Source organism: Kitasatospora sp. NPDC056184, assembly GCF_042268405.1.
GTDB lineage: Bacteria > Actinomycetota > Actinomycetes > Streptomycetales > Streptomycetaceae > Kitasatospora.
This window is the reverse complement of sequence record NZ_JBHJUI010000006.1, coordinates 227713-253743: the sequence shown is the minus strand read 5'-3', so window position 1 is coordinate 253743 and position 26031 is coordinate 227713. Positions and strand designations below refer to the sequence as shown.

25 protein-coding genes and 1 pseudogene are annotated in these 26031 nt (G+C 74.6%); 20 read left to right on the top strand and 6 right to left on the bottom strand.

The features are described from left to right. Positions 1-1008 (bottom strand): UDP-glucose 4-epimerase GalE, encoded by a 1008-nt coding sequence (galE, locus tag ACFC0B_RS15180; protein ID WP_376086258.1) that lies wholly within the window; start codon positions 1006-1008, stop codon positions 1-3. A 209-nt stretch (positions 1009-1217) separates the two neighbouring features. Here galE and ACFC0B_RS15175 point away from each other — a divergent pair, with 209 nt between their 5' ends. Further along, the gene (locus tag ACFC0B_RS15175; RefSeq protein WP_376086387.1) at positions 1218-2300 is read left to right on the top strand and encodes a S1C family serine protease; all 1083 of its coding nucleotides are present in this window, start codon (positions 1218-1220) and stop codon (positions 2298-2300) included. Positions 2301-2387: 87 nt separating this feature from the next. Here the strand turns inward: ACFC0B_RS15175 and ACFC0B_RS15170 are convergent, their stop codons facing one another. Next, the gene (locus ACFC0B_RS15170; protein ID WP_376086257.1) at positions 2388-3587 is read right to left on the bottom strand and encodes a sensor histidine kinase; all 1200 of its coding nucleotides are present in this window, start codon (positions 3585-3587) and stop codon (positions 2388-2390) included. Between the two features lie 332 nt (positions 3588-3919). Here ACFC0B_RS15170 and ACFC0B_RS15165 point away from each other — a divergent pair, with 332 nt between their 5' ends. From ACFC0B_RS15165 to htpX, 11 genes are all read left to right on the top strand, one after another. Then, the gene (locus tag ACFC0B_RS15165; protein WP_376086256.1) at positions 3920-4336 is read left to right on the top strand and encodes an NADH-quinone oxidoreductase subunit A; all 417 of its coding nucleotides are present in this window, start codon (positions 3920-3922) and stop codon (positions 4334-4336) included. Then, positions 4327-4998, top strand: coding sequence for an NADH-quinone oxidoreductase subunit B (locus ACFC0B_RS15160; RefSeq protein ID WP_376086255.1), 672 nt, complete (start codon positions 4327-4329; stop codon positions 4996-4998). Before ACFC0B_RS15165 ends, ACFC0B_RS15160 begins: the two co-directional genes overlap by 10 nt. Then, entirely contained in the window at positions 4995-5915 is a 921-nt protein-coding gene (locus ACFC0B_RS15155; protein ID WP_376086254.1) for an NADH-quinone oxidoreductase subunit C, read from the top strand. Before ACFC0B_RS15160 ends, ACFC0B_RS15155 begins: the two co-directional genes overlap by 4 nt. After that, positions 5912-6871 (top strand): NADH-quinone oxidoreductase subunit NuoH, encoded by a 960-nt coding sequence (nuoH, locus tag ACFC0B_RS15150; protein WP_376086253.1) that lies wholly within the window; start codon positions 5912-5914, stop codon positions 6869-6871. The genes ACFC0B_RS15155 and nuoH overlap by 4 nt, the downstream gene beginning before the upstream one ends. After that, positions 6868-7440 carry a NuoI/complex I 23 kDa subunit family protein gene (locus ACFC0B_RS15145; protein WP_376086252.1) on the top strand — a complete coding sequence of 191 codons (573 nt, stop codon included), beginning with the start codon at positions 6868-6870 and terminating at the stop codon, positions 7438-7440. The genes nuoH and ACFC0B_RS15145 overlap by 4 nt, the downstream gene beginning before the upstream one ends. Next, a complete protein-coding gene (locus ACFC0B_RS15140; protein WP_376086251.1) occupies positions 7437-8168 on the top strand; it encodes an NADH-quinone oxidoreductase subunit J in 732 nt (243 codons plus the stop codon). The genes ACFC0B_RS15145 and ACFC0B_RS15140 overlap by 4 nt, the downstream gene beginning before the upstream one ends. Continuing rightward, positions 8168-8545: an NADH-quinone oxidoreductase subunit NuoK gene (gene nuoK / locus ACFC0B_RS15135; RefSeq protein ID WP_376086250.1), complete on the top strand. Its 378-nt coding sequence runs from the start codon at positions 8168-8170 to the stop codon at positions 8543-8545. Before ACFC0B_RS15140 ends, nuoK begins: the two co-directional genes overlap by 1 nt. Next, complete coding sequence (locus ACFC0B_RS15130) at positions 8542-10563, top strand: NADH-quinone oxidoreductase subunit L (protein ID WP_376086249.1); 2022 nt, start codon at positions 8542-8544, stop codon at positions 10561-10563. Before nuoK ends, ACFC0B_RS15130 begins: the two co-directional genes overlap by 4 nt. Positions 10564-10613: 50 nt before the next feature. Next, entirely contained in the window at positions 10614-12170 is a 1557-nt protein-coding gene (locus tag ACFC0B_RS15125) for a NuoM family protein (RefSeq protein WP_376086248.1), read from the top strand. A gap of 2 nt (positions 12171-12172) precedes the next feature. Further along, complete coding sequence (locus ACFC0B_RS15120) at positions 12173-13759, top strand: NADH-quinone oxidoreductase subunit N (RefSeq protein ID WP_376086247.1); 1587 nt, start codon at positions 12173-12175, stop codon at positions 13757-13759. 161 nt (positions 13760-13920) lie between these two features. Continuing rightward, complete coding sequence (gene htpX / locus ACFC0B_RS15115) at positions 13921-14784, top strand: zinc metalloprotease HtpX (protein WP_376086246.1); 864 nt, start codon at positions 13921-13923, stop codon at positions 14782-14784. A gap of 18 nt (positions 14785-14802) precedes the next feature. On the opposite strand, the gene ACFC0B_RS15110 is transcribed toward htpX, so the two are convergent. Continuing rightward, positions 14803-16257 carry a PLP-dependent aminotransferase family protein gene (locus ACFC0B_RS15110; protein WP_376086245.1) on the bottom strand — a complete coding sequence of 485 codons (1455 nt, stop codon included), beginning with the start codon at positions 16255-16257 and terminating at the stop codon, positions 14803-14805. Between ACFC0B_RS15110 and ACFC0B_RS15105 the strand changes: the two genes are divergently transcribed. After that, positions 16256-17185: a DMT family transporter gene (locus tag ACFC0B_RS15105; RefSeq protein WP_376086244.1), complete on the top strand. Its 930-nt coding sequence runs from the start codon at positions 16256-16258 to the stop codon at positions 17183-17185. The genes ACFC0B_RS15110 and ACFC0B_RS15105 overlap by 2 nt on opposite strands. Positions 17186-17239: 54 nt before the next feature. On the opposite strand, the gene ACFC0B_RS15100 is transcribed toward ACFC0B_RS15105, so the two are convergent. Next, entirely contained in the window at positions 17240-17746 is a 507-nt protein-coding gene (locus tag ACFC0B_RS15100; protein ID WP_376086243.1) for a hypothetical protein, read from the bottom strand. Positions 17747-17968: 222 nt separating this feature from the next. Here ACFC0B_RS15100 and ctaD point away from each other — a divergent pair, with 222 nt between their 5' ends. From ctaD to ACFC0B_RS15075, 5 genes are all read left to right on the top strand, one after another. Then, a complete protein-coding gene (ctaD, locus tag ACFC0B_RS15095; RefSeq protein WP_376086242.1) occupies positions 17969-19684 on the top strand; it encodes a cytochrome c oxidase subunit I in 1716 nt (571 codons plus the stop codon). Between the two features lie 36 nt (positions 19685-19720). Then, entirely contained in the window at positions 19721-20161 is a 441-nt protein-coding gene (locus ACFC0B_RS15090; RefSeq protein WP_376086241.1) for a BlaI/MecI/CopY family transcriptional regulator, read from the top strand. A gap of 9 nt (positions 20162-20170) precedes the next feature. Next, positions 20171-21121 carry a M48 family metalloprotease gene (locus ACFC0B_RS15085; RefSeq protein ID WP_376086240.1) on the top strand — a complete coding sequence of 317 codons (951 nt, stop codon included), beginning with the start codon at positions 20171-20173 and terminating at the stop codon, positions 21119-21121. Between the two features lie 145 nt (positions 21122-21266). Then, positions 21267-21554, top strand: coding sequence for a hypothetical protein (locus ACFC0B_RS15080; RefSeq protein ID WP_376086239.1), 288 nt, complete (start codon positions 21267-21269; stop codon positions 21552-21554). 220 nt (positions 21555-21774) lie between these two features. Next, positions 21775-22176, top strand: a complete 402-nt coding sequence (locus ACFC0B_RS15075) for a YccF domain-containing protein (RefSeq protein WP_376086238.1) — start codon at positions 21775-21777, stop codon at positions 22174-22176. Between the two features lie 49 nt (positions 22177-22225). Here the strand turns inward: ACFC0B_RS15075 and ACFC0B_RS15070 are convergent, their stop codons facing one another. Further along, complete coding sequence (locus tag ACFC0B_RS15070; protein ID WP_376086237.1) at positions 22226-22894, bottom strand: FMN-dependent NADH-azoreductase; 669 nt, start codon at positions 22892-22894, stop codon at positions 22226-22228. Between the two features lie 75 nt (positions 22895-22969). On the opposite strand from ACFC0B_RS15070, the gene ACFC0B_RS15065 reads away from it, so the two are divergent. Together ACFC0B_RS15065 and ACFC0B_RS15060 are read left to right on the top strand one after the other, a co-directional pair. After that, a complete protein-coding gene (locus ACFC0B_RS15065) occupies positions 22970-23821 on the top strand; it encodes a sigma-70 family RNA polymerase sigma factor (RefSeq protein ID WP_376086236.1) in 852 nt (283 codons plus the stop codon). Between the two features lie 76 nt (positions 23822-23897). Beyond that, positions 23898-24071: pseudogene (locus ACFC0B_RS15060) on the top strand (LysR family transcriptional regulator); the annotation flags it as partial. Here the strand turns inward: ACFC0B_RS15060 and ACFC0B_RS15055 are convergent. Then, positions 24052-25941 carry an FtsX-like permease family protein gene (locus ACFC0B_RS15055; RefSeq protein WP_376086235.1) on the bottom strand — a complete coding sequence of 630 codons (1890 nt, stop codon included), beginning with the start codon at positions 25939-25941 and terminating at the stop codon, positions 24052-24054. The pseudogene ACFC0B_RS15060 and the gene ACFC0B_RS15055 overlap by 20 nt on opposite strands. Between the last annotated feature and the right edge of the window lie 90 nt (positions 25942-26031).

Here is a 26031-nt window from a genome sequence, read left to right as displayed (position 1 = left end):
TCAGGCCGGGTGGCGGGCCCCGGGGCGGCGGGCGCCGGGGTGGCGGGCGCACCAGCCCTCCCAGGCCGAGGCCACCATCTCCTCGACCCCGTGCCGGGCGGTCCAGTCCAGCTCGCGGTGGATCAGCTCGGCCGAGGCGACCACCCGGGCCGGGTCGCCGGGGCGGCGCGGGGCGATCTCGGGGGTGGTGTCGTACCCCGTGACCTCGCCGATCACGTCCAGCATCTCCCGGACGCTGACGCCCTCGCCGCGCCCGATGTTCAGGGTCAGCCGGGTCCGCCCGGCCGGATCGGCGGCCAGTCGGCGGGTCGCCGCGACGTGCGCCGAGGCGATGTCGGAGACGTGGATGAAGTCGCGGACGCAGGTGCCGTCCGGGGTCGGGTAGTCGGCGCCGAAGACCAGCGGCGCCCGGCCGGCGGTGAGCCGCTCGAAGACCATCGGGACCAGGTTGTGGACGCCCGCGTCGGCGAGCTCCGGCGAGGCGGCCCCGGCCACGTTGAAGTAGCGCAGCGAGACGGTGGACAGGCCGTGGGCCCGGCCGGCCGAGGCGACCAGCCACTCGCCCGCCAGCTTGGTCTCCCCGTACGGGTTCATCGGCGCGCAGGGGGCCGACTCGGTGACCAGGTCGGTGTCCGGCATGCCGTAGACGGCGGCGGAGGAGGAGAGCAGGAAGCGCCGGACCCCGGCGTCGACGGCCGCCTCCAGGACGTTCTGCAGGCCGGTGAGGTTCTCCCGGTAGTAGTGGAACGGGCGCTCGACCGACTCGCCGACCTGCTTCTTGGCGGCGAAGTGCAGCACGCCGCGCACCCCGTGCCCGCGCAGCGCCGCGTCGACGGCCGCCCGGTCCAGGGTGGAGCCGACGATCAGCGGGACGTCCTCCGGCAGCCGGGCCCCGGGCGCGGCCGTGCTGAGGTCGTCCAGCACCACGACCCGCTCGCCCGCCGCCACCAGCTGCCGCACCACGTGCCTGCCGATGTATCCGGCACCACCGGTGACCAACCAAGTCATGGCCGAGATCCTAGGCCCTGCGCGTCGAACCCGAGGATTCGGACATATCGGTGAAATGCTGACAAAGATCTCTGCGTCGCGTCCGAGCGGCCCGTCGTGGCCGCGCGCTGAGGAATCCGGAGGCCGTCACGGTGAACCGCAAGAAGGAGCCCACCCGACCGATCCCGGCCGGACCGCGTCCGACCGGGCCCGGGACGTCCGGCGGGCGGCTGCTCGCGCCGGGAGCCGTCGCGGTGCTGACCGCGCTCGTGCTGGCCGGGTGCAGCGGCGGCTCGTCCTCGGACTCGTCGTCGACGGAGAGCGGCTCCCAGGCCGCCTCCGCCGCGGCCGCCTCCAGCCCCACCGCCCAGCCGGGCAGCGGCAACCAGCTCCAGTCCGACTACCTGCGGGTGATCAAGGACGTGCTGCCCTCGGTGGTGCAGATCACCACCGCGAGCGGCCTCGGCTCCGGGATCGTCTACGACGACAAGGGCGACATCGTCACCAACGCCCACGTGGTCGGCACCGCCACCACCTTCACCGTCACCCTGGCCGGCAGCACCAAGCCGCTGGACGCCGCGCTGGTCGCCAGCTACCCGGACTCCGACCTCGCGGTGATCAAGCTGAGCAGCACGCCGGACGGCCTCAAGCCGGCCTCCTTCGGCGACTCCACCAAGGTCGAGCTGGGCCAGATCACCCTCGCCATGGGCAGCCCGCTCGGACTCTCCAGCAGCGTCACCCAGGGCATCGTCTCGGCCACCGGCCGGACCGTCACCGAGCCGTCCACCCAGGGCTCGCCGGGCGCCGTCATCAGCAACATGGTGCAGACCTCGGCCGCGATCAACCCCGGCAACAGCGGCGGTGCGCTGGTCAACCTGGACAGCCAGGTGATCGGCATCAACACGCTGGCCGCCACCGAGCCGCAGACCAACGGCGCCGCCGCCCCGGGCATCGGCTTCGCCATCCCGGCGTCCACCGTGACCAGCATCGCCGACCAGCTGATCAAGGACGGCAAGGTCACCAACTCCGGCCGGGCCGCCCTCGGCATCACCGCCCGGACCTTCTTCGACCAGAACTTCCGCCCGGCCGGCGCCGTGGTGGTCGCCGTCGCGGCGGGCGGCCCGGCCGACGCGGCGGGCCTCCAGGTGGGGGACGTGATCACCCGGATCGACGACACTGCGGTGGACTCGCTGAACTCGCTCACCACCGCGCTGGCCTCGCTCGCGCCGGGCAGCAAGGTGACCGTCACCTACACCCGGGACGGCCAGAGCAAGACCGCCGACGTCACCCTCGGCACCCTCGAAACGCCCTGACCCCACCAGCCCCCGGACGGCGGGCGGCCCGCACAACCGCGCAAGGGTTCCGCGGGGCCGTCCGCCGTCCGGGATCGGGGGGCGCCGTCAGCGGCGGGCGACGCGGGTCCGCCAGGGGAGCTCGACGGTCACCGTGGTCGGCCCGCCCTCCGGGCTCTCCACCAGGAACACCCCGTCCACCGCGCGGATCCGCTCGGCCAGGCCGCCCAGGCCGCTGCCCGGGTAGGGGGCCGCGCCGCCCTTGCCGTTGTCCTGGACCAGCAGCATCAGCTGGTCGTCGGCCCGCCAGACGTCCACCGCGGCGGAGCGGGCGCCCGAGTGCTTGGAGATGTTGGTCAGCAGCTCGCTGACCGTGAAGTAGGCGATGCCCTCCACCGCCGAGTCCGGCCGGTCGGTGCTGCCGTCCCGGGCCTTCAGGTCGACGTTCACCTTGACCCCCTCCGGCACCGTGCAGCGCGCCGCCACCGAGGAGAGCGCCGCGTCCAGTCCGCGGTCGGTGAGCACCGCCGGGTGGATGCCCCGGGCCAGGTCGCGCAGCTCCTGCAGGGCCAGCTTCACCTCGCCGTGGGCGTTGTCGACCATCTTCGCGGCGGCCGCCACGTCGTCCGGCGTCTCGGTCTCCCGCAGCCGCTCCTTGGCCATGCCGAGGTCCATCGCCAGCGCCACCAGCCGGGCCTGGGCCCCGTCGTGCAGGTCGCGCTCGATCCGGCGCAGGTCGGCGGCGGCGGTGTCGACCACGGTGCCGCGGTCGTCCTCCAGCTCGCGGACCCGCTCGGACAGGGCGCCCGGGTAGAGCAGGGTCTCCACCAGCATCCGGTCCACCTCCGACTGGGCGCGGATCGCCCACGGCAGGAGCGGCCAGCCGACCAGTACGAAGACCGTGGTCAGCGCGAAGCTCAGCACGCCCCAGGGCAGCATCAGCACGTTGTAGAGGGCCGCGCGCCAGGAGAGCGCGTCGGTCAGGTGGGCGATCGCGTAGCCGGTGATGCCCGGCCGGCGGCGCTGCACGGGCTCCGGCTCGTGCACCTCGGAGCCGTACAGCGTCCGGGCCCGGCGGCGGGCGAAGCCGCTCATCGACCGGCAGCCGGCCAGGCCGGCGGCCAGCAGCGGCAGGCCGACCACGGTGATCGAGAGGGCCAGGCCGACCGAGAGCGTCGCGACCGTGAAGACGAAGCCGGCGATGCCGAGCGGCAGGTTCAGCATCAGCCGCCCGGCCTGTCGCCACATCCGGGCGCCGTACAGCGAGGTGTGCTCGGCGCCCTCGGCCGTGCGGTCCGTTCGCTTCATCTCGGTCTACCGTCCTTTTTCCGGTCCAGCTGTGTCCCCTAGCTTGGCCGGTCGGGGGCGGGTGGGGCCATGGGGGTGATACGTCTCCCCGGGCGGGGGTTATCCCCACCCCGGGCGCCGTCGGCGGTTGTTGCCCGCCGGTGTCCGCGGGGTGACGCCGCGGGGCGCCGGGTGTCCACCGGTTGTCCATCGGGTGTCTTGCGGAGCGGGCAGGATGCGGGGCACCGGTGCCGTGCACTTAGACTCACGCACTGGCGATGGTTATGAACGTGTAAAGGAACGTCGTAGAGCCGCCCCGAGGGCGGGTTCCGCGGCCGATGTGGAGGCGAGGCATGGTGGGGCAGCGGGCGGCTTCGGTCGCGGCCGACCCGGCGGCCGGCAGCGGCTACTTCGACGCGTACGCCGCGATCGGCCTGCTCGCCGTCGTCGGCGTGCTCTTCGTGACGGTGGCGTTCACCGCGAACCGCCTGCTGCGGCCGGTGGTGTACTCGCCGGAGAAGCTCCTCGCCTACGAGTGCGGCGTGGACCCGGTGGGGGAGGACTGGGCGCACACCCAGATCCGCTACTACGTCTACGCCTTCCTGTACGTGATCTTCGCGGTCGACGCGATCTACCTGTTCCCGTGGGCGACCGTCTTCGCCTCCGCCGGGTACGGGGCCGGAACGCTGGTCGAGATGTTCGTCTTCATCGGCTTCCTCGCGGTCGGACTGCTCTACGCCTGGAAGAAGGGCGTTCTGGAATGGACGTGACGCACACCCACTCGCACGGGCACGGCGCCTCCGGCGGCCCGGTTCCGCTGGGCGTGCCGGACCCGTCGCGCCCCGGTGCCGCCGTCGAGCGGCGCGGCATCGGCCCGCTGGCCCGGCTGGCGCCGGACCCGGTGAAGGTCGTCCTCAACTGGGGACGGCGCTACAGCCTGTGGTGCTTCAACTTCGGCCTGGCCTGCTGCGCGATTGAGTTCATCGCGGCGTCGATGGCCAAGCACGACTTCATCCGGATGGGTGTCATCCCGTTCGCGCCGGGCCCCCGACAGGCCGATCTGATGATCGTCTCGGGGACGGTGACCGACAAGATGGCGCCCGCCGTCAAGCGGCTCTACGAGCAGATGCCCGAGCCGAAGTACGTCATCTCCTTCGGCGCCTGCTCCAACTCCGGCGGGCCCTACTGGGACTCCTACTCCGTGACCAAGGGCGTCGACCAGATCATCCCGGTCGACGTCTACGTGCCCGGGTGCCCGCCCCGTCCGGAGGCGCTGCTCCAGGGCATCCTCAAGCTCCAGGAGAAGATCGCCGCCGAGTCGCTGCCCGGCCGCTACACCGCGCCCGCGGCGGCGCTGCGGCGTCCGCCGGTGCCGGGGCCCGGTGCCGCCGGTGCGGCCGGCTCCGGTTCCGTCGAGGGAGGGGTCTCGTGACCACGGCCGAGCAGTACGCGGCGTCGGTCGGGGAGTGGGCGACCGGCGCCGAGGCGTACGGGCTGATCACCGTCGAGGTGCCGGCGGAGCACTGGATCGAGGCGCTCACCGCCGCCCGGGACACCCTGGGCCTCACCTTCTTCGACTGGCTCAGCGCCGTCGACGAGCTCGCCGAGGGCTTCTCGGTGGTCGCCCACCTCGCCGCCGTCGACGCCCCGGGCGTGCGCCACCTGGCGCTGCGCACCCGGGTGCCGCGCGACGCGGCCGCGCTGCCGACCGCCGTCCCGGTGTACGCCGGGGCAGGCTGGCACGAGCGCGAGACGCACGAGATGTTCGGCATCGACTTCACCGGGCACCCCCACCTGATCACCCTGCTCCTGCCGGACGGCTTCGAGGGGCACCCGCTGCGCAAGGAGTTCGTGCTCGCGGCCCGGGTCGCCAAGGCCTGGCCGGGCGCCAAGGAGCCGGGCGAGTCCGACCACGGCGACGGGCCGGCGCGGCGCAAGATGCAGCCGGCCGGGGTGCCGGACCCGAACGAGTGGGGACCGCTCAAGGGCACCCTGCCGCCGGTCGCCGAGCGGCCCGCGCGCGGGGCCAGGGCGGCCGGGGCCGCGGGTGCGGCCCGGACGCCGCGTGCGGCGGGTGCCGCCGGTGCCGCCGCCGGCGAGGGCGCCGCCGCGGTGCGGGCCGACCGGCCGCGGCGGACCAGGTCGGTCTCCGAGGGGTCGGCGAGCCAGGCGCCCGGCGAGGCCGCCGCGCCGCCCGCCCGGACGCGGTCCTCCGACGCGCCGTGGCACAACCCGGTGCCGGCCCACGACGAGCCCGGGAAGCCGGCCGCCGGGGAAGAGCCCGCCGCCGAGGAGAAGACGGAAGAGCCGCCGGCCGAGTCGGCCGGCCAGGACGGAGACGGCGCGTGAACCTGTTCGACACGGTGCTGCGCTGCGTCGCCACGCTGGTCGTCTTCCTCACCCTCCCCCTGGTCATCGGCCAGACCGAGCACAAGGTGATGGCGCACATGCAGGGCCGCCTCGGCCCGATGTACGCCGGCGGCTTCCACGGCTGGGCGCAGCTGATCGCGGACGGTGTGAAGTTCGCGCAGAAGGAGGACATCGTCCCGGCCGACGCGGACCGGCGGATCTTCCAGCTGGCGCCCGCCGTCTCGCTGCTGCCGTACCTGCTGGTGCTGCTGGTGATCCCGGTCGGACCGGGCGGCTTCGTCGGGCAGGCGGTGGACGCCGGCCTGTTCTTCGTGCTGGCCGTGATGGGCGTCGGCGTGATCGGCAAGCTGATGGCCGGCTGGGCCTCGGCCAACAAGTTCTCGCTGCTCGGCGGTCTGCGGACGGCCGCGCAGCTGATGTCCTACGAGCTGCCGATGGTGCTCGCCGCCGCCTCCGTGGCGATGGCCGCCGGGACGCTCTCGCTGACCGGGATCATGGACGCCTGGGAGTGGTACTGGATCCCGTGGCAGCTGATCGGCGGGTTCGTGTTCTTCACGGCCGGCCTGGCCGAGCTGCAGCGCCCGCCGTTCGACATGCCGGTCGCCGACTCCGAGATCATCTTCGGCGCGTACACCGAGTACACCGGGCTGCGCTTCGCGCTGTTCCTGCTCTCCGAGTACGCGGGCATCCTGGTGGTCTCCGCGCTGACCGCGGTGCTCTTCCTCGGCGGCTGGCACGGCCCGCTGCCGGACCAGCTCGGCTGGCTGTGGACCCTGCTGAAGACCTTCGCGCTGGCCTTCGTGGTGATCTGGCTGCGGGTCACCTACCCCCGGCTGCGCGAGGACCAGCTGATGCGCTTCGCGTGGACGGTGCTGATCCCGCTCGCGCTCGTCCAGCTGGCCCTCACCGGCATCATCAAGGTGGCGATCTCATGAGTTTCCCCGGTGCGGGCCTGGCCAAGGGCCTGGCCGTCACCCTGCGGACGATGACGAGGAAGAGCATCACCGCGCAGTACCCCGACGTGCAGCCGGTCCTCCCGCCGCGGTCGCGCGGCGTGATCGCGCTGCTGGAGGAGAACTGCACGGTCTGCATGCTCTGCGCCCGCGAGTGCCCGGACTGGTGCATCTACATCGACTCCCACAAGGAGACGCTGCCGGCCGCCGACCCGAACGCGCGCGCCCGCACCCGCAACGTGCTGGACCGCTTCGCCATCGACTTCTCGCTCTGCATGTACTGCGGGATCTGCATCGAGGTGTGCCCGTTCGACGCGCTGTTCTGGTCGCCCGAGTTCGAGTACGCGGAGACCGACATCCTGGAGCTGACCCACGAGCGGGACCGGCTGCGGGAGTGGATGTGGACGGTGCCGGTGCCGCCGGCGCTGGATCCGGCGGCCGAGGAGCCCAAGGAGATCGCCACCGCGCGCAAGGCCGCCGACAAGCTGGTCGCCGCGGCGGCCAGGGCGGCGGAGGAAGCGGAGACGGCGCAGGACGGTGGTGACGCGTGAGGGGCACCGCCACCCTGCTCGCCGCGACCGGGTCGCTGGACCCGGCCGCGCGCTCGTTCCTCTCCCCGACCGGGGTGGAGATCGTCTTCCTGCTGGTCGGCATCGCCGTGCTCGGCTCGGCCCTGGTCGCCGTCACCACCAAGCAGCTGGTGCACGCCGCGCTCTGGCTGGTGGCCGCGCTCGGCGGGCTGGCGGTGGAGTTCCTGCTGCTCACCGCCGAGTTCATCGCCTGGGTGCAGGTGCTGATCTACCTCGGCTCGGTGGTCGTGCTGGTGCTCTTCGGGCTGATGCTCACCAAGGCGCCGATCGGGCGCTCGCCGGACGCCGACTCCAAGAACCGCTGGGTCGCCCTGGTGGTCGCGCTGGCCACGGCCGGCACGCTGGTGACGCTGGTCGTGGACGCCTTCCGGACGTCCTGGATCGACCTCGGCGCGGGCGGCGGCTCGGCGGCGGTGACCGGCGCGAGCCTGTTCCGGACCTGGGTGCTGCCCTTCGAGGCGCTCTCGGTGCTGCTGCTGGCCGCGCTGGTCGGCGCGATCGTGCTGTCGCGCGGCAACGGCCGGCGGGTGCCGGCGCCCCGGGCCGGGCGGCTCCGGGCCGGCCGGCCGGTGGGCTCCAACGGGACGGTCGCGCAGACCGCGCCCAAGGCCGAGCCGGCGGTCGGGACGGCGGCCGGGCCCGAGGCCTCGTCCGCGCCCGCGCCGGCCACCACCGAGCAGGAGGGCTGATGCACCTCGCCTACCCCGTCGTCCTCGCCGCGCTGCTGTTCGGCGTCGGCGTCTACGGCGTGCTCGCCCGCCGCAACGTCATCCTGGTGCTGATGTCCGTCGAGCTGATGCTCAACGCCGTCAACCTCAACCTCGTCGCCTTCGACGCCTGGCTGCGCGACTCGCTGCACGCCGGGCAGGCGCTGACCCTGTTCACCATCACCGTCGCCGCCGCCGAGATCGGCCTCGGGCTCGCCATCGTCCTGCTGCTGTTCCGGGCCCGGGGCACCGCGGACATCGACCGGGCCACCGCGCTCGGCGATCCGGCCGAGTCCACCGCCGATACCGAGGAGGCGCCGGTCGGAGCCGAGGCGCTGAAGGGCCGGGCCACCGCATGAACCTCGCCCTGCCCGCCCTCGTCCCCGCGCTGCCCGCGCTCGGCGCGGCGGCCACCCTGGCCACCGGCCGGCGCGCACCCGGCCTCGCCCGGCCGCTGGCGATCGTGCCGGTCGCCGTCTCGGCGGTGCTGGCGCTGGTCGTCGCGCTCCAGCTCGGCACCGGCGGGACGCTGGACGCCGCCACCCGGCTCACCCCGACCGGCGGCCCGGACATCTCGCTCGCGATCCACCTGGACGGCTTCAGCTCGCTGATCTCGGTGCTGGTCGGCCTGGTCGCCACCTGCGTGCAGGTGTACTCGACCGCGTACCTCAAGGACGATCCGCGCTACCCCTCGTACGCGGCGCTGGTCTCGCTGTTCACGGCGGCGATGTTCCTGGTCGTCTACTCCGGCGACCTGGTCGTGCTGCTGGTCGGCTGGGAGGTCATGGGCATCTGCTCGTACTTCCTGATCGGCCACCACTGGGAGACCGAGGACGCCCGCTCGGCCTCGCTCAAGGCCTTCCTGGTCACCAAGCTCGGCGACGTGCCGTTCCTGTTCGGCGTCTTCCTGCTCGGCGCCGACGCCGGGAGCTTCCGGATCGAGGACGTGCTGCGGGCCGCCACCGAGGGGCGGCTCGGCCAACCGACGCTGGTCGCGCTGCTGCTGCTGGCCGGGGTGGCCGGCAAGAGCGCGCAGTTCCCGCTGCACACCTGGCTCCCGGACGCGATGGCCGGCCCGACGCCGGTCTCCGCGCTGATCCACGCCGCCACCATGGTCGCGGCCGGCATCTACCTGGTGGCCCGGCTGCTGCCGGTCTTCCTGCTCTCCGGCGCGGCGCTGGTCGTGCTGGCGGTGATGGCCGCCGTGACGATGATCGGCTCGGCGCTCTGCGCGCTCGCCCAGGACGACCTCAAGCGGGTCCTGGCCTACTCGACCGTCGGCCAGCTCGGCTACATGGCCGGCGCGCTGGCCAGCGGCGACCGCGAGGCGTCGGTCTTCCACCTGGTCAGCCACGGCGCGTTCAAGGCGCTGCTGTTCCTCGCGGCCGGTGTGGTGATCCACGCCGCGCACACCAACTCGATCTCCGCGATGTCCCGGATCCGCGGGCTGCGCAAGCGCGTCCCGGACGCCTACTGGACGATGGGCATCGCGCTGGTCGCCCTGGTCGGCCTGCCGCCGTTCGCCGGCTTCTTCAGCAAGGAGGCGGTGCTGACCGCCGCCGAGCACGCCGCCAACGGCGAGGCGCTGACCAACGGCCTCGGCCCGGCCTCGGCGGTGCCGCAGGCGGCCGGCTGGATCGTGCTGATCTCGGCCGGACTCACCGCGCTGCTCACGGCGGCGTACGCGGCCCGGCTGTTCCTGGTCGCCTTCCACAGCCCGGCGGGCGCGGCCGCGGCGGCGCCCGCGGTGCTGCCCGCCGCCGACCGCGGCACGGTCGCTGCCGACCACGAGGCCGGCGCGCCGTACTCGCCCGAGCTCGACGAGGCCGACCCGGCCGTCGCCGAGCCGCCCGCGATGCGCTGGCCGCTGTGGGTGCTGGCCGTGCCGACCATGGGCTTCGGCGTCGCCGGCCTGCGCTCGGACTGGCTGCCCGCGCTGCTGGACGGCGGCTCGCTGCGGCCCTCCGCGGTCACCGCCGTCATCGGCACCGGCCTCGCCGTGGTCGGCGCGCTGCTGGCCTACGGGGCCTGGCGCTCGGCCACCGCCCGGGTCCCCGGGCAGGACGAAGCCCCGGCCGCCGAGGTGGTCGTCGCCGACCCCGGGCGCGCCCTGCTCGGCCCGCTGTTCGGCCCGGCCCGGCACGGCTTCGGCGTCGACCGGCTGTACAGCGCGCTGTTCGTCCGCCCGGTCGAGGCCGCCGCCAGGCTCGTCCGCTTCCTCGACCGCGAGGTCGTGGAGACGTACGTGCGCGGCGCCGGCGCCGGGGCGGGCCTGCTCGGCCGCGCCGTGCGGCTCGCCCAGACCGGCAACGCGCAGACCTACCTCAGCGCGCTGCTCGCCGGCGTCGTCCTGCTGGCCGTCCTGGTGGCGGTGTAGCCGATGCCGTACCTCCCCTCCCCGTCCGCTGTCGTCGCTAGGAGCCCCCGATGAACGCGGTCCTCATCGCCCTCCTGGTGCTGCCGCTGCTCGGCGCCGCGCTCACCCTGGCCCCGGTGTTCGGCGCGGACCCGGCCGCCGCCGACCGCCGCGCGCTGCGCTTCAGCACCGTGCTGACCGGCGCCGTCCTGGTGCTCACCGTCGTCCTGGCCGCCGGCTTCGACCACGACGAGCCCGCCCGGATGCAGGCCACCACCGACGTGTCCTGGATCCCGGCCATCGGCGTGCGCCTCCACCTCGGCGTGGACGGCGTCTCGCTGCCGCTGATCGTCCTGACCTCGCTGCTCACCTTCCTCTGCGCGCTGTACTCGGAGCGGCGGCTGCCGTCCGGTGACACGGTTCCCTCGGCCCGGGCCTTCGTCGGGCTGTTCCTCCTCCTCGAAGTCGGCATGCTCGCCACCTTCGCGGTGCTGGACCTCCTGCTCTTCTTCCTGGCCTTCGAGATCGTGCTGATCCCGATGTACTTCCTGATCGCCCGCTGGGGCAGCGGCGCGAAGGTGCCGGCCGCCAACCGGTTCATCCTCTACACGCTGCTCGGCTCGGCCGTGATGCTGCTCGGCTTCCTGCTGGTCGGCGCCAAGGCGGGCACCTTCGACATGCAGGCCCTCGCCGCCGCCCACGGCTCCGGCCTGAGCCACTCCACCCAAGTGATCGCCGCGCTGGCGATCATGGTCGGGCTCGCGGTCAAGGCTCCCGCCTGGCCGCTGCACAGCTGGCTCCCGGACGCGCACACGGCGGCCCCGACCGTCGGCTCCGTGCTGCTCGCCGGCGTGCTGCTGAAGATGGGCACCTACGGTCTGGTCCGCGTCCTCCTCCCGGTCGTCCCCGACGGCACCACGACGCTCGCCCCCTACCTGGGCGCGTTCGCCGCCGTCGGCATCGTCTACGGCTCGCTGGCCTGCCTCGCGCTCGCGCGGCGCGGCGCCAAGGGCGATCTCAAGCGCCTGATCGCCTACTCCTCCGTCGGCCACATGGGCTTCGTCCTGCTGGGCATCGCCTCCCTCACCCCGGTCGGCGTCAACGGCGCGCTGTTCGCCAACATCGCGCACGGCCTGATCACCGGCCTGCTGTTCTTCGTCGTCGGAGCGCTCAAGGACCGCTACGGCACGGCGGACCTCGACACGCTCTCCGGCGCCACCGGCGCCGCCCTCTACGGACGGGCACCCCGGCTGGGCGCGCTGCTCGCCTTCGCCGCCGTCGCCAGCCTCGGCCTGCCCGGGCTGGCCGGCTTCTGGGGCGAGCTGCTCGCGATGTTCGGCGCGTTCGACCCGGCCGACGGCCTCTCGCGCCCCGCGTTCGTCACCTACATGGTCCTGGCCGGGCTCGGCACCCTCCTCACCGCCGCGTACCTGCTGATCGTGGTCAAGCGCGTCTGCATGGGCGACCCGAAGCAGCCCGCCCCGGTGGCCGAGCTCGCCGACCTGCGCCCGTACGAGGCCGCCAGCTGGACGCCGCTGGCCGCCCTCACCCTGCTCGCCGGTCTCTGGCCCGCGCTGCTGCTGGGCCTCTCCGACCCCGCCGTCAAGCACCTCCTCGGGGGTGGCTGATCATGCTCGGCACCGCACTCGGACCTCACTCCACGGGGCAGACCACTGTGACCTCCCTCGCCGTCGCCAACCCGGGCAGCCTGATCCAGTCCGTGGACTGGGTGGCGATCGCGCCCCCGCTGATCGCCGCCGTGGCCGCCCTCGCCGTGCTGGTCGCCGACCTCTTCCTGCCCGCGCGGCACAAGAAGTGGCTCGGCCGGCTCACCGCCGCCGGACTCGCCCTCGCGCTCATCTCGCTCCTCCCGCTCACCGGGGGATCACCCCGGGCCACCTTCTGTGCGCAGAACGTAACAGGAGCCACTGACAACGGCGGCTGCTCGTACGTCGCCGACCACTTCGCCCTGGTCTTCCAGCTGCTCGCGCTCGGCGGCGCGCTGATCGCCGCGCTGCTGTCCGCGCACACGGTGGACGAGGAGGAGCTGCCCCGCGGCGAGTACTGGTTCCTGCTGCTCTCCAGCGCCACCGGCGCCGCCCTGCTGCCCGCCTCCCGCGACCTCGCCACCCTGGTGATCGCCCTGGAGGTGGCCTCGCTGCCCGCCTTCGCCCTCGTCGCGCTGCGCCGGGACGGCCGGGGCGCCGAGGCCGCGCTGAAGTTCTTCCTCTCCTCCGTCACCGCGACCGCCGTGATGCTGCTCGGCATCGGCTTCGTCTACGCGGCGAGCGGCAGCCTGCACCTGGGCGCGGTCGCCACCGGCCTGGAGCAGGCGCCCGCGCAGCTGAAGCCGCTGGCCGAGGCGGGCGCCGTGCTCACCCTGGTCGGCTTCGCCTTCAAGGTCGCCGCCGTCCCGTTCCACTTCTGGGTGCCGGACACCTACACCGGCGCCCCGCTGCCGGTGGCCGGCTACCTCTCGGTGGTCGGCAAGGCGGCCGGCCTGGCCGGCCTGGCGCTGGCCGCCACGATCGCCTTCCGCCCCTACGCGCACACCTGGGGCCTGGCGCTCGCGGTGCTGGCCGCCGTCACCATGACGGTCGGCAACGTGGGCGCGCTGCGCCAGCGCTTCGACACCCGGTACAGCGCGGTCCGGCTGCTCGCCTGGTCCTCGGTGGGCCAGGCCGGCTACCTGCTGGTGCCGCTGGCCGCGGCCGGCTACGCGCCCACCGGGACCGACCCGCTGGGCGCCACCGCCGCGTACGCGCTGATCTACGGCGTGGTCAACCTCGGCGCCTTCGGCGTGGTGGCGGCGGTCGGCCGCAAGGCCGGGACCAGCGTGGACGACTTCCGCGGCCTGTTCGCGCGGAGCCGCTGGACGGCCCTGGCGCTGGCGTTCTTCCTGCTCTGCCTGGCCGGGCTGCCGCCGGGCGTGATCGGCCTGTTCGGCAAGGTGGTGGTGTTCCGCGCCGCCGTCGACGCCGGGCTGGGCTGGCTGGCCGTGGTGATGGCCGTCAACGTGGTCGTCGCCCTGTACTACTACCTGCTCTGGACCGCCCGGCTGTTCGCCCCGGCGGAGGAGGCCGCCGCGGCCCCCGCCCCCGAGCGGCGCCTGCCGGTGCCGCTGACCGCCGCCCTGGGGCTCACCGCCTCGGCCGCGGTGGTGCTCTCGGTGGCCCCCCAGCTGGTCCTCCAGGTGGTCGGCGGCTCGCTGTTCTGAGCCGCCTCCCGGTGTGTGCCGAGGTGACGGCCGGTGCGGCCGGGGCACCCGGCCGGGTGTCGCGCTGGTCACAAGGGAACAAGGCCCCCGGCCCCGCCCGTTGAGCGGGCAGGAGGGACGAGGCAGAAAGGGCTTCCCCACGCACCATTGGAGGGCCACCCGTGCACCGCCGGCACAACGGACTGAGGACGGCCGCCCTGCTCGGCGGCCTCTCGGCGCTGATCCTGGTGATCGGCAGCTTCTTCGGCCGCACGGGCTTCGTGATCGCCCTGCTGGTCGCCCTCGGCACCAACGCCTACGCCTACTGGAACAGCGACAAGCTCGCCCTGCGCGCCATGCGGGCCCGCCCGGTGAGCGAGATCGAGGCCCCGCGGCTGTACCGGATCGTCCGCGAGCTCTCCACCGCGGCCCGCCAGCCGATGCCCCGGCTCTACATCTCGCCGACCCCGGCCCCGAACGCCTTCGCCACCGGCCGCAACCCGCGCAACGCGGCGGTCTGCTGCACCGACGGCATCCTGCAGCTGCTCGACGAGCGCGAGCTGCGCGGCGTCCTCGGCCACGAGCTGAGCCACGTCTACAACCGGGACATCCTCATCTCCTCGGTGGCCGGGGCGCTCGCCTCGGTGGTGATGTTCCTGGTCAACTTCGCCTGGCTGATCCCCTTCGGCCGCAGCGAGGACGACGACGGCCCGGGCCTGTTCGGGATGCTCGCGATCATGATCCTCGGCCCGGTCGCGGCCTCGCTGATCCAGCTGGCGGTCAGCCGCTCCCGCGAGTACCAGGCCGACGCCGACGGCGCCCGGATCACCGGCGACCCGCTCGCCCTGGCGAGCGCGCTGCGCAAACTGGACGCCGGCACCCGGCAGCTGCCGCTGCCGCCGGAGCCGCAGATCCAGACCGCCAGCCACATGATGATCGCCAGCCCGTTCCGCCCGGGCGAGGCCGGCGCGAAGCTCTTCTCCACCCACCCGCCGATGGCCGAGCGGATCGCCCGGCTGGAGCGGATGGCCGGCCACCGGCCGTAGCGCCCGCGCGGCCCGCCGTCAGCCCGCGACCTCCTCGAAGGCCTGCCGTAGGCGGTGGACGCCCTCCGCCACCTGGGCGGAGCTCTCGGCGGCCGCGTAGCTCAGCCGCAGGTGCGGGGCCGGCGGCTCGGCGGCGTGGTACGGACGGCCCGGGGTCACCTGCACGCCGGCCCGCAGGGCGGCCTCGGTGAGGGCGCCGTCGTCGACGCCGTCCGGGAGCCGCAGCCACAGGTGGTAGCCGCCGGGCCGGTAGGTGGTGAGCAGGCCCGGCAGCTCGCGGTGCAGGGCGGTGACGGCGGCGGTGCGGCGGCCCAGCAGCTCGGCGCCGAGCGTGCGCAGATGGCGGGCCCAGCCGGGGTCCGCGACCAGCTCCAGGGTGGCCTCCTGCAACGGCCGGGGCACGAAGAAGCTGTCCACCACCTGGGTCGCCCGCAGCCGGGCGAGCGCCGGCCCGCGCGCGGTGAGCGCGCCCACCCGCAGATTGGGCGAGGCGGCCTTGGTCAGCGAGCGCAGGTGCACCACCACCCCGTCGCGGTCGTCGGCGGCGAGCGGGCGCGGCAGCGCGGGGGCGTCCGCGTGGACCAGCAGCCGGGAGAAGTCGTCCTCGACGACGAACGCGCCCGCCGCCCGGGCGATCCGCAGCACCTCGGCCCGGCGCTCGGGGGAGAGCACCGCGCCGGTCGGGTTCTGGAACAGCGGCTGGCAGACGAAGACCCGCGCCCGGGTGGCCGCGAAGGCGTCCGCCAGCAGGTCGGTGCGCACCCCGTCGGCGTCGACCGGCACCGGGACGGGCCGCAGCCCGGCCGCCCGGACGACCGCGAGGATCCCCGAGTACGTCGGCGACTCCACCAGGACCGGTGCGCCGGGCGCGGCGAGCGAGCGCATCGCCACGGTGAGCCCGCCCTGCCCGCCGGAGGTGATGAGGACGTCCCCGGTGGCGATCGGCCCGCCCTGGCCGCCGATGTCGCGGGCGAACCAGCCGCGCAGCTCGGTGAGGCCGTCGGTGGGCGGGCGCTCCCAGGCGCCCGGCCGCCGTCCGGCCCGGCCCAGGGCGGTGGCGAGCAGGCGCTCCGGCAGCAGTGAGGCGTGCGGATAGCCGCTGTTGAGATCGACGACGTCGGGCGGCGGCACGCGCAGGGTGGCGAACACCGGGGCGGCCAGCAGGTCGCGCGGGCCGGTGTCGGTGCTGAGCGCGATCTCCTGCCAGGAGAGGTCGCCCGGGCGTGCGGCGGCGGGCGTGGCGGCGCCCGGTCCGCCCGCGAAGGCCGCCGCCCGGAACACTCCGGCGCCCGGACGGGAGACCACCAGCCCCTCGGCGGCCAGCACGGCGACGGCGCGGGAGACCGTCCCCGGGCTGACCTGGTGGCGCTCCATCAGGGCCCGGCTCGACGGCAGCTTCCGTCCCTCCGGGTAGCGCTCGACCTCCCGGCGCAGCCTGTCGGCGAGTTCGGCCACACTGCTACGCTCGTTCATGAGAGCACAAGATAGCGCTACCCCTTCCCTGGCGGTAGCGGAACGACCCGCCGCGGCGGTCGCCCCCGCGTGGGCCCCGGGCACCGCACTGGCCGCCCTGGGCGTCCTCTCCTTCTCCTTCAGCTTCCCCGCGACCGCCTGGGCGCTGACCGGCTTCGGCCCCTGGACGGCCACCGGCCTGCGCGGCCTGCTGGCCGGGGTGCTCGCCGCACTCTGCCTCGCGGCCGCCCGCGTCCCGCTGCCCGAGCGCCGCCACTGGCCCGGCCTGCTGGTGGTCTCGGCCGGCTGCGTGCTCGGCTTCCCGCTGCTCACCACGCTGGCCCTGCGCACCTCCTCGACCGCGCACTCGGCCGTCGTCATCGGCCTGCTTCCGCCGGCCACCGCCGCGGTCGCCGCCGTGCGCTCGCGCGGGCGCCGCCCGTCGAGGCTGTTCTGGGGCGCGGCGCTGGCCGGGGCGGTCGCGGTGCTCGGGTTCACCCTGGTGCAGAGCCACGGGCGGCCCGGCCTCGCCGACCTCTACCTGTTCGCGGCGCTGCTGGTCTGCGCCGCCGGGTACGCGGAGGGCGGCCGGATCTCCCGGGAGCTGCCCGGCTGGCAGGTGATCGGCTGGGCGGTGGTCGCCGCGCTGCCGGTCACCGCGCTGACCACGGCGCTGGCGCTGCCCGCCGAGCCGGTGCGGCTCGGCGCCGAGGCGGTGGCGGGGCTGCTCTACACGGCCGCGGTCTCGCAGTTCGGCGGGTTCGTGGTCTGGTACCGGGGGATGGCGCTGATCGGGGTGCCGCGGGCGAGCCAGCTCCAGCTGGCCCAGCCGCTGATCACGCTCGTCTGGTCGGTGCTGCTGCTCGGCGAGGAACTGCCGGCCGCCGCGCCGGTGACGGCGGTGGTGGTGCTGCTCAGCATCGCGTTCACCCAGCGGGCCCGGGCCTGACGCCGCCGCCCGGTCCCGCCGGGTGGGCGCGGGACCGGGCGGCGGCGGTGGGGATCAGTGACCGGTCTCCGCGGGCCGGTGGACGCAGAGGGCCCAGATGATGAACACGTCCAGCGCGATTACCACGATCGACCAGCCCGGGTAGTACGGCATCGACAGGAAGGCGTCGACGGCGCTCACCGCGGTGAGGACGATACCGGCGTACCGGGCCCAGCCGGCGCCCTTGAGGAGGAAGGCGCCGACCAGCGCGACCAGGGCGCCGACGACGATGTGGATCCAGCCCCAGCCGGTGAGGTCGAAGCGGAAGACGTAGCGGTTGGTGCTCAGGAAGACCTCGTCCTCGTGGACCGCCATGATGCCCCGCAGCACCTCCATGATGCCGTTGATCAGCATCAGGACACCCGCGAACACCACGAATCCGGGCGCCCACTCACGGAAGCCGTGGTGCGAGGGCGGCGGTGGCGGCTGGCCGGTGCCGGAGCGCCAGGGCGGGGGCTGGTCCGCCGGGGGCGGCTGGCCGGGCGGCGGTTGGCCGGGCGGCGGGGACGACGTGCTGCTCATGGGTTCCTCCAGGACCGGACGCCGGGGCCGGTCAGGCACTCCCGGACAGGTGTTCGGAGAGACGTGCGGACTTCGACCGTCCAACCGCGGCCGGTGCCGGGCAACCGGGCCGCACCTGTTCGGGTGACCCGCCCCGCGCGCCCTCGCGTGCCCCCGGCCGGCGCGGCCGGGCGGCCGGTACTGGTGGTCCGACCCCTGCCCCGGATCCGGAAGGCGCAGCGCGTGACTCTCCTGCCGCAGGACACCGCGGAGCAGCCCCGGCCCCCGTCGGGCGGTACCGGGCGGGACCACCGCGCCGCGGCCCGCCGCCGGCGCGGCCGGGCCCTGGTCGGCTGGCTCACCACCACCGACCACAAGCGGATCGGCACCCTCTACATCACCACCTCCTTCCTGTTCTTCCTGCTGGGAGGGCTGATGGCGATGCTGATGCGGATCGAGCTGGCCCGTCCCGGGCTGCAGCTGCTCTCCAACGAGGAGTTCAACCAGCTCTTCACCCTGCACGGCACGATCATGCTGCTGATGTTCGCGACCCCGCTGTTCGCCGGCTTCGCCAACTGGATCATGCCGCTGCAGCTCGGCGCCCCCGACGTCGCCTTCCCCCGACTGAACGCGCTCGCCTACTGGCTGTACCTGTTCGGCTCGCTGATCGTCGTCTACGGCTTCCTCACCCCGGACGGCGCGGCCGACTTCGGCTGGTTCGCCTACGCGCCGCTGAACGGCCCGGACCGCTCCCCGGGCCTCGGCGCCGACCTCTGGATCATGGGCCTGGCCCTCTCCGGCTTCGGCACCATCATGGGCTCGGTCAACTTCATCACCACGATCGTCTGCTTCCGCGCGCCCGGGATGACGATGTTCCGGATGCCGATCTTCGTCTGGAACATCCTGCTGACCGCCGTCCTGGTGCTCTTCGCCTTCCCGGTGCTGGCGGCCGCGCTGCTCTGCCTGGAGTCGGACCGCCGCTTCGGCTCGCACGTGTTCGACGCGGCCAACGGCGGGGCGCTGCTCTGGCAGCACCTGTTCTGGTTCTTCGGGCACCCGGAGGTCTACATCATCGCGCTGCCGTTCTTCGGCATCGTCACCGAGATCATCCCGGTCTTCAGCCGCAAGCCGGTCTTCGGCTACTCCGGGCTGATCGGCGCCACCGTCGCCATCACCGGCCTGTCGATCACCGTCTGGGCGCACCACATGTTCGTCACCGGGCAGGTGCTGCTGCCGTTCTTCTCGATCATGACGATGCTGATCGCGGTGCCCACCGGGGTGAAGTTCTTCAACTGGATCGGCACCATGTGGCGGGGCTCGCTCAGCTTCGAGACGCCGATGCTGTGGGCCGTCGGCTTCCTGGTCACCTTCCTGTTCGGCGGCCTCACCGGGGTGCTGCTGGCCGCGCCGCCGATCGACTTCCACGTCTCCGACTCGTACTTCGTCGTCGCGCACTTCCACTACGTGGTGTTCGGGACGGTGGTCTTCGCGATGTTCGCCGGCTTCCACTTCTGGTGGCCCAAGTTCACCGGCCGGATGCTCGACGAGCGGCTCGGCCGGATCCACTTCTGGACCCTCTTCGCCGGCTTCCACACCACCTTCCTGGTCCAGCACTGGCTCGGCGCCGAGGGCATGCCCCGCCGCTACGCCGACTACCTGGCCTCCGACGGCTTCACCGCGCTCAACACCGTCTCCAGCATCGGCTCGTTCCTGCTCGGGATCTCCACCCTGCCGTTCCTCTACAACGTCTGGCACACCGCCCGGTACGGGGAGCGGGTCACCGTCGACGACCCGTGGGGCTACGGGCGCTCGCTGGAGTGGGCCACCTCCTGCCCGCCGCCCCGGCACAACTTCGTCACGCTGCCCCGGGTCCGCTCCGAGTCGCCCGCCTTCGACCTCCACCACCCCGGGATCGCCGAGCTCGACCGGCGGCAGAACGCCCGCGAACCACAAGCCTGATTCCCGGTCCTTTACCTCCTCGTTAGGATGACCGGCATGGCAGAGGACACCGCAGAGGGCGCAGAGGACACCAGCATCCCGGTGGCCGGCGACCCGCGGGCCCGCCGGCGCGGCCAGGGCGAGCTGGAGGCACAGGTGCTGGCGGTGCTCCAGCGGGCGCCCGGTCCGGTCAGCGCGGGCTGGGTCCAGGAGCGCCTCGACGGCGACCTCGCCTACACCACCGTGATGACCATCCTCTCCCGGCTGCACGCCAAGGACGCCGTCACCCGCACCCGCTCCGGCCGCTCCTACCTCTGGCAGGCCTCCTCGGACGCGGCCGGCCTCGCGGCCCTGCGGATGCGCCGGGTCCTCGACGGCGAGCCCGACCGGGACGCCGTGCTCGCGAGCTTCGTCACCGCCCTGCTCCCGCACGACGAGGAGCTGCTGCGCACCCTGCTCGACAGCGCCGGCGCCCCGGCCCCCGACCGCGAAGGCTGACCCCTCGCCGTGGGCGTCTTCGTCTTCCTCCCCCTCGTCCTGCCGCTGACGGCGCTGCCCATCGCCCGCCTCACCGAGCAGCACCTCCACCCGCGCGGCGCCGCCCGGCTGCTCACCGGGATCAGCATCGTGATGGCGCTGTGCAGCGCGGTCTGCCTCGCGCTGATCGGCGTCGTCGGCACCGCGCAGATCCCCGGCAACCCGCTGCCCGACAGCTGGTCCGACCCCGAGGTCCGGGCCGCCCTGCCGTACCACGAGACGGTCGGCACGGCGGCGCTGCTCGTGCTCGCCGCCGTGCTGTTCGCGGTCGGCCGCACGCTCGCCCGCCACCTGCGGATCCGCGCCCGCGCCCGGCGCGCCCTCGGCCGCGCGCTGCCCGGCTCGTCCGACGTCGCCCTGCTGCCCGATCCGGCCCCGTACGCCTACGCGCTGCCCGGCTCGCCGCGCTCGCCCGGCCGGGTCGTCGTCTCCACCGGCATGCTGGCCGGCCTCGCCGAGGACGAGCGCGCCGCCCTGCTCGCCCACGAACGCGCCCACCTGGCCCACCGGCACCACCGCCACCTGCTGGCCACCCAGCTGGCCGGCTGCGTCAACCCGTTCCTGCGGCCGCTGGAGCGCGCCGTCGCCTACAGCGCGGAGCGCTGGGCCGACGAGGAGTCCGCCCAGGCCGTCGGCGACCGCCGGGTCACCGCCCGCGCCGTCGCCCGCGCCGCCCTCGCCTCCCACCGCCCGCCCGACGCCTACGCGGCCTTCCCCGCCTTCGCCGCCCCGGGCCCCGTCCCCCGCCGCGTCGCCGCCCTCCTCGGCCCCGTCCCCACCGCCCGCAACTGGCCCCCGGCCCACACCCCCGCCGGCCTCGCCGCCCTCGTCGCCGCCCTCGGCACCGCCGCCTCCGCCCTCTCGGCCCTCAACGCCGCGGTGGCCCTCCTCCTCGTCCTCAAGGCCGTCACGCCGCTGTAGGTCCACCGCGCCCGGTGCGGAGGGTCGGGTGACATCGGCTCACGAACGGCCCCCATCGGTCGCGCTTCGTGTGCGGCCGTGCGCGAATGGTGATGGCCGGCGCCTTCCGCCGGGTCGATAACCGACGCCTCGAAAGGGCATATCCATGCGCACCATGCACCGCATCCTCGCCGTCTCCGCCGTCGTCCTCCCGCTCGCTGTCTGCGGCGCCACCGCCGCCTCCGCCGACGCCGGCGCCGACGACGTGGTCGTCCCCGTCGCCCACTTCGACAAGGGCGCCTTCACGGTCGGCCCCGACGGAAGCGCCCTGCACGTCACCGAGGTGAAGTTCGGCCCCGAGGGTGCCAGCTACTTCGAGGGCACCCTGGTCATCAGCGAGGACGGCGTCTCCGGCTCCTTCGTCGACACCGGCATCGGCCACTCGGCGGGCTGACCGTCCCCAGCCCCCTGCTCCGCGCCGCCCGGGCCACCCGGGCGGCGCGGAGCCGCATGTCCGGGCGCCCGCCGGTTCCGGGCCGGGACCGGTCTCCTCCGTGAGGAGGGGCGGTACCCGGAGGGATCCCTGAGGTGTGGCCCTGACGTGCGTAGACACGGTGGACGGCGGGCATCGGTGGTCGTAGGGGGCCGTCGTCGTCCATGAGAAGGTGCCAGGCATGAAGGTGATCGGATTCCTACTGAATGTGCTCTGGCTGGTCTTCTGCGGGTTCTGGATGGCGATCGGCTATGTGGTCGCCGGCATCATCTGCTGCGTTCTGATCATCACCATTCCCTTCGGCATCGCCTCGTTCCGGCTGGCGGGGTTCGTGATCTGGCCGTTCGGGCGCAAGGCCGTCGAGCGGCCGGATGCCGGGGCGCCGTCGTGCATCGGGAACGTGATCTGGTTGGTCTTCGCCGGGTGGTGGCTGGCGCTGATGCACCTGATCACCAGCATTCCGCTGTTCCTGTCGATCATCGGGATCCCGTTCGGGTGGGCGAACCTCAAGCTCATCCCGGTGTCGCTGACGCCGCTGGGGCGGGAGATCGTGTCGACGGACGAGCCGTGGGGCGGGCGGTAGCGGACGGAACGGAAGGGCCGGCGGGTGTTCCCGCCGGCCCTTCGGTGTTTCAGGCGGTCGCGAGGGTGGTCAGGGCGGTGCGGGCGGTGGTGAGGGAGGTGGTGGCGAGGTCGCGGTAGGGGGTGAGGGCGGGGACGTCGGCGGCGCGGGTGAGTTCGGCGTGGACGAAGCGGAGGTTGGCGTCCGGGATGCCGAGGTGCTCGGTGAACCAGGCGCGCAGGTAGGGGGTCTGGAAGTCGAAGGGCTCGCGCGGGGTGCCGGGGCCGTAGCCGCCGCCGCGGGCGGTGACGACGATGACGCGGGTGGCGGTGAGGCGGCCGGTGTGGGCGCCGGGGAAGGTGATGCGGTCGATCCAGGCCTTGAGGGCGGCGGGGACCGTGAAGTTGTACATGGGGACGCCGAGCAGGAGGGTGTCGGCGGCGTGGAGTTCGCTGATCAGCGGGTGGGTGAGGGACCACTCGTGGTGCTCGGAAGGGGTCGTGGCGAAGGAGCGGACGTCGGGGAGGGGGACGGGGGCGCCGTGGCGTTCGACGCGGACGCCGAGGGAGGCGTAGCCGGCGCCGATGAGGGGCACCGGGTCGGCGGCGAGGTCGCGGTAGCGGTGGTCGGCGCCCTCGTGGCGGGCCCGCCAGGCGTGGGCGAAGCGGGCGGTCAGGCGGCGGCTGACGGACTGGTCGGCCGGGCTCGCGCTGGAGTCCAGGTGGAGCAGGGTGGGCATGAGGGGGCTCCCGGTCACCTTCGGGGGGTGGGCATCGTCAGTCCCGTGACGGGGCCGCGGACGGAAAGGTGACCGATGGACGGGCGCGAGGAGCTGGCGGTGCGGTTCGAGGCCGAGCGGGGGCGGCTGGGAGCGGTGGCGCGGCGGATGCTGGGGTCGACGGCGGAGGCGGAGGACGCCGTGCAGGAGGCCTGGCTGCGGTTGGAGCGGGTGGACGCGGCGGAGGTGGAGAACCTGCCCGGGTGGCTGACCACGGTCGTGTCGCGGATCTGCCTCGACGCGCTGCGGGCTCGGAGGACCGAGGCGGTGGCGGGGGAGCCGGTGGTGGTCGAGGCGGTGGTGGACGGGCCCGAGAAGGAGGCGGAGCTGGTCGACGAGGTGGGCCGGGCGATGCTGGTGGTGCTGGACCGGCTGGGCCCGGCCGAGCGGGTCGCCTTCGTGCTGCACGACGGGTTCGCGGTGCCGTTCGAGGAGATCGGGCCGATCGTCGGGCGGAACACGGCGGCCGCCAAGAAGCTGGCGAGCCGGGCCCGGCAGCGGGTCAAGGGGGCGGAGGCGGAGCACGGCACGGGGCGGCGGGAGGTGGTGGAGGCGTTTCTGGCCGCCGCGCGCGGGGGCGATCTGGACGCGCTGCTCGCCGTGCTCGCGCCGGACGTGGTGCGCCGGGCCGACCCGGCCGCGCTGCCCGCCGGCCGTGCGGCGGTGCTGCGCGGCGCCGGGGCGGTCGCCCGGGAGACGCGGGTGATCGGTCGGCGGGCGCGGTTCGGCGTGCCGGTGCTGGTGGACGGCGCGGTCGGCGCGGCGATCGCGCCGGACGGGCGGCTGCGGTTGCTGCTGCGGTTCACCGTGCGGGACGGGCGGGTGGCCGTCTTCGAGGTGGTCGCGGACCCGGCCCGGCTGGCGGCGGCGGAGGTCGCCCTGCTGTAGCGGGGAGGCCGGGGGCTCGGGGAGCCGGCGCGGCGGTGGCGCGCACGATGAGGCGTCGCCGGGCCGGGCCGGCGCGGTCACCGACCTCGGGCCGCACCCGCCGAGCCGCTGCGTCGGGTACGTGACGACACCGGAGCCGGCGGGGACGGCGGTCGTCCGGGCGCTGGTCCGCGAGCTGCGGGAACTGCGCGGCCGGGCGCTGCCCGAGGGGCTCTCGGCGGTCCGAGGCCTCAGCGCGCGGCGGCGGTGACCGGCCGGGAGCGCAGTGCCCAGGCGGCCGCCGGGGCGGCGCAGACCGCGGCGAGCAGCAGCGCCCCGGCCGTCACCACGCCGACCGGCCGCCACGGCAGGACGAGCGGGGCGGGTACGCGCAGCACCGCCAGCGCGGCGCGCATGGAGCCGAGCTGGACGGCGGCGACCGCGCAGCCGAGCACCGCGCCGACCGCCGTCACCAGCACCGACTCGGCGGTGACCAGCCGGACCACCTGGGCGCGGGTGGCGCCCGCGAGGCGGAGCAGGGCGAGTTCGCGGCGGCGGTCGGCGGTGGCCATGAGCAGGGTGTTGGCGAGCGCGATGCCGGTGTAGACGAGGGCCAGGCCGAGCACGAGGACGGTCCGCAGCCAGGTGATCCGCGGGGACGCCCCGGCGGCGAGCCACTCCTCGCGGGTCAGCACGGTGGCGCCGTGGGGCAGGGCGGCGGAGCGGACGTCGGCCGCCCGGGCGGCGGGTCCGAGCCGGACGTCGACACGGTCGACGCGGGCGCCCGGGGCGTTGGCGGCGGTCACGTACAGGCCGTTGTCGCCGAGCCCGTCGCGCAGCACGGCGGCGACCCGCAGGGTCGTCCGGCTGCCGTCGGCGCGGACCACCGGGACCGGCTCGCCGACCGCCGTGTGCCCCCACTCGGCGGGCAGCACCAGGGAGCCGTCGTCGAGGCCGGCCGGCGAACCGGCCAGCAGGGGCAGCCGGGCGAGCGCCGCCAGTGCGGCGGGATCGGTGGTCGCGCGGGCCTCGGAGCGGACCGCCACGCCGTCCGCCTCGACGAGGGAGAGGGCGGTCGGCGCGGTGGCGGAGAGGGCGGCCACACCGGGGACGGCGCGCAGCGCGGCGAGCAGCGGGCCCTCGGAGCCGGCGGCCGGGACGACGACCAGGTCGGCACCCGTCCGGGCCCGCGCCTCGGCGGAGCGGGCGGCGCCCACCGTGGCCGGCGCGCCCGCGAGCGAACCCGTCAGCGCGACCGCGACCAGCACCGGTGCGGCCACCGCGCCCGTCCGGCGCAGCGCGGCGGCGGCGTTGGCGGGCAGCAGGCGGCCGGCGTAGCCGGTGGCCCGGCGGGGGAGGAGGCGGCCCAGCAGGCGGATCAGGGGCGGGGCGAGGAGCGGGGAGAGCAGGCCGGACGCGCAGATCAGCCACATCGGCCGGGTGGTGTAGGTCTTGCGGTGCAGGAGGTCGGCGGGGTCGGTGGCGAGCGCGGTGCCGGCCAGCGCGAGGAAGCCGAGCAGCAGGCCGAGGCCGGTGAGGAGCCGGCCGGCGGTCAGCACCCCGGTGTCGAGGTCGGCTGTGCGCAGGGCGTCCAGCGGGCCGACCCGCCCGGCCCGCCGGACGGCCGCGGCGACGCCGCCGAGGGCGACCAGCAGGCCGGTGGCGAACGCGACGGGGAGCGGCCAGACGACGGGGACGAGGCTGAAGCCGGTCGGGGCCATGCCGGCGTCCGAGAGCCGTCCGACGAACGCGGGCGCGCCGAGCCGGCCGAGGAGGCAGCCGGTGGCGGAGGCGGCGGCGCCGAGCAGCAGCGCCTCGGTGAGCACGGTGCGGCGGACCTGCGCACGGGTGGCGCCGGCCAGGCGGAGCAGGCCGAGTTCGCGGCGGCGCTGGGCGACCGCGTAGGAGTAGGTGGAGGCGACGACGAACGCCGAGACGAACGCGCTCACCCCGCCCGCGGTGCCGAGCGCGGCGACCAGCGAGACCAGTTCCTCCCCGTCGGCGCCGCCGCCCAGCGCGGCGGCGAGGCCGAGCAGCATGACGGCGGTCATCGCCACGCCGAGGGCCAGGGCGAGGAAGGCGCCGAGAAGGGAGACCGGGCGGGCCTTCAGGGACTTGAGTGCGATCCGCAGCATTCTCATGACGTCCAGCGAACCGCCGGGGGCCGGGGCGGCGCAGCAGGCCGGGGGCCACTTCGGAGGGTAGGGCGGGCCCTACCGACGGGCCGCGGC